The 2,939-nt window shown below is 32.3% G+C and carries 4 protein-coding genes; all 4 read left to right on the top strand.

Annotated features, from left to right (window positions below):
- Positions 1–262 precede the first annotated feature (262 nt).
- Entirely contained in the window at positions 263–451 is a 189-nt protein-coding gene (locus tag JCM14822_RS21325) for a hypothetical protein (RefSeq protein ID WP_207643281.1), read from the top strand.
- Between the two features lie 231 nt (positions 452–682).
- Positions 683–2,098 (top strand): family 43 glycosylhydrolase, encoded by a 1,416-nt coding sequence (locus tag JCM14822_RS18280; RefSeq protein WP_054744058.1) that lies wholly within the window; start codon positions 683–685, stop codon positions 2,096–2,098.
- Positions 2,099–2,523: 425 nt separating this feature from the next.
- Positions 2,524–2,715: a transposase gene (locus tag JCM14822_RS18275; RefSeq protein WP_054744056.1), complete on the top strand. Its 192-nt coding sequence runs from the start codon at positions 2,524–2,526 to the stop codon at positions 2,713–2,715.
- Positions 2,690–2,939, top strand: a 250-nt coding sequence (locus JCM14822_RS21090; RefSeq protein WP_172674869.1) for a hypothetical protein, incomplete at its 3' end; no start/stop codon positions are given. The genes JCM14822_RS18275 and JCM14822_RS21090, both read left to right, overlap by 26 nt.

Raw genomic sequence — 2,939 nt, 5'->3', positions numbered from 1 at the left:
AATTCGTTTTAGGAAGGCAAAAAGCTAGTTGATAACTAAATTTAAATGTGGAACTCTAACATAAAAAATCATGCTAAAAAACTCGTTTATCTACAGCAAAAAAATATATTTATTCAGCCAACGACTGAACAGTTACAATATATTTAAATTATTTTGTATTAAAATATGTATCGAAAGATTTAAATAAGTTTAGTAAAATAGTGACTTATTGAAGGGTACGGGTGTAAAATAATAAATATAAAAAATAGAAAGAAGGGTTAAAATGAGTGAGTTTAAAGAAATACCTAATCATGTAAAATTTAAGGCAAAGAAATTGTTTGGGGAGATAGGTCATGTTGTAGACGGGGCTATTGCTTATATTGATGTAGATGGTGGAGGACCAGTACCACCACATACCCATAAACATGGACATGTATTTATTGTTGTAGAAGGTGAAGCAAAATTAATTTAGGTGAAGAAGAAATTATTCTTAAGAAAAATGATAGCTATGTTGTAGATGGTAGAATACCACATGCCACAATGAATAATTATGATGGTGAAACAGTAATGATTGGAATAACTGTGAAGTAGAATTGATTTTGATAAATTTTATAGGGTCTATATTAATTATATGGTAAAATATTTTAAGGTGAATTAAATAATAACTAGTTTGAATCATTTACTTATTAAAAGGAGTAGGCTTATGAAAAGTACAGATAAGAAACAAGCATTTAACCCTTATTTACCATCATGGGAATACATACCAGACGGTGAGCCATATGTTTTTGAAAATAGAGTCTATGTATATGGCTCTCATGATTTTTATAATGGGTATGTTTTTTGTATGGGAGATTATGTATGTTGGTCAGCACCTGTAGATGATTTGGGGAATTGGCGTTATGAAGGCGTTATTTATCCTAAAACAGCAGATCCACTCAATCATGAAGGAAAGATGTGCTTATATGCACCTGATGTTACGAAGGGACCTGATGGACGCTATTACTTATATTATGTATTAGATAAAGTATCCATTGTATCTGTTGCAGTAAGTGATACGCCAGCTGGAAAATATGAATTTTATGGTTATGTACATTATAAAGATGGAACTCGTTTAGGGGAAAAAGAGGGAGATGAACCTCAATTTGATCCTGCGGTCTTAACAGAAGAAGATAAAATATATCTTTATACAGGCTTTTGTGGTAGGGGAGATAAATCTAGAACAGGTGCGATGGCAACAGTTTTAGATAAAGATATGTTAACGATTATAGAAGAACCAGTATTTATTGCACCGGGATGTGAATATAGTGAAGGAACAGATTTCGAAGGGCATGCTTTTTTTGAAGCACCATCTATTCGTAAGATAGGTAATATGTATTATTTTGTATATTCATCAGAAGTGATGCATGAGCTTTGTTATGCCACAAGCAAACATCCAACAAAGGATTTTAAATATGGCGGTGTGATTGTAAGTAATTGTGACTTACATATTGATACTTATAAAGAAGCAGATAGGCCAGTTGCTTATGGGGCTAATAATCATGGGGGTATGGTTCAAATAAAGAATGAATGGTATATCTTCTATCATCGTCATACAAATGGGACATGGTATAGTAGGCAAGGATGTGCTGAGAAGATAACATTTCAGGTGGATGGCAGTATTTCACAAGTAGAGATTACCTCTTGTGGTTTAAACAATGGGCCATTAAAAGGAGAAGGAGAATATCCAGCTTATATAGCATGCCATTTATTTACAGACAAACCTGCTATGTATATTGGAGAGCCCAAATGTCCTAAAGTAATGCAGGATGGACGAGATGGGGATGAAGAAATCGGTTATATTGGTAATATAGAAGATACGGCTACAGCAGGATTTAAGTATTTTAAATGCCATAATATGAAGCAGATTAGTGTGACTGTAAGAGGCTATGCAAATGGCTGTTTTGAAGTGCGTACCCAGTTGGATGGGCCAGTTTTAGCTACTATTCCAGTAGAGTTTTCAAATGTTTGGGAAACTTATACAGCGCCATTTAGTATTTCAGATGGTGTTTATTCGATTTATTTAACTTATAGGGGAAAAGGTAATGCAAGTCTTAAATCATTTACATTAGAGACAAGTTAGACATTAGTGATCGATATATTGTTAAATCCCAATCATCAAGCAGCTATAGATCAAGCTCAAAAATATACGGACAATCTAAAGAAAATGAGATAATGGCAGAAAGCCTAAAAGGCATAATTGAAAAATTTTCAATTGATTAAAAGTAAAGCAGTTCCAATATAAAGGAACTGCTTTACTTTTTGCTTTAAAATACAAAAATTTTACTTATATTTAAGGTCATTGTTGTTTAGTTACTAACTTATATTTCCATTGACATGAAAATATACAACTGAGCAAATGTCAGAAATCTTACCAGACATCAGCTTAGCAACTTTATCAAATTGAGTCTGTAAAACATATTTTGATTAGCCCACAAAAAGGCTAGTTTTTAAAACTACTTTACATCATTATGGTATAATTAAGAAAAAAACAAGGGGGAAATTTTTATGTTTCGTAAAAATACAGTTCAACAACTTAATCTTCAAGATTTAACAGTTAATGTATTAGTAGGTCTTCATATTCTTAAAGAGAACTTTAGTGTATCAGATGAAGACCTTATTGGCGCTTTAAATTTCGATATGAGATTTCAGTTCGCTTTAGGCACAACAAGTTATGAGAAACAGCCTGTATCCCTGTAAGAAACTGTCTCGTATTGAATTAGTCTATACTGTTAATCTAAAGCTCATAAAAGCATTCAATAAGATTGATCCAAAGCTTGTGCCAGAAGAGCTAAAGTACTATTTAGAAGAAGAACATAAAAACGAAACAATCTATAGAACATGTGATAAAGGTGTTACAACTAAGTTAGAATGGCTATTAGGACATTCAATCCTTTTAAAGGAGGTATGTTCAAAATATGATA

This window comes from Cellulosilyticum ruminicola JCM 14822, assembly GCF_001311925.1.
Lineage (GTDB): Bacteria > Bacillota > Clostridia > Lachnospirales > Cellulosilyticaceae > Cellulosilyticum > Cellulosilyticum ruminicola.
This window is presented reverse-complemented; position numbering and strand designations above follow the sequence as displayed.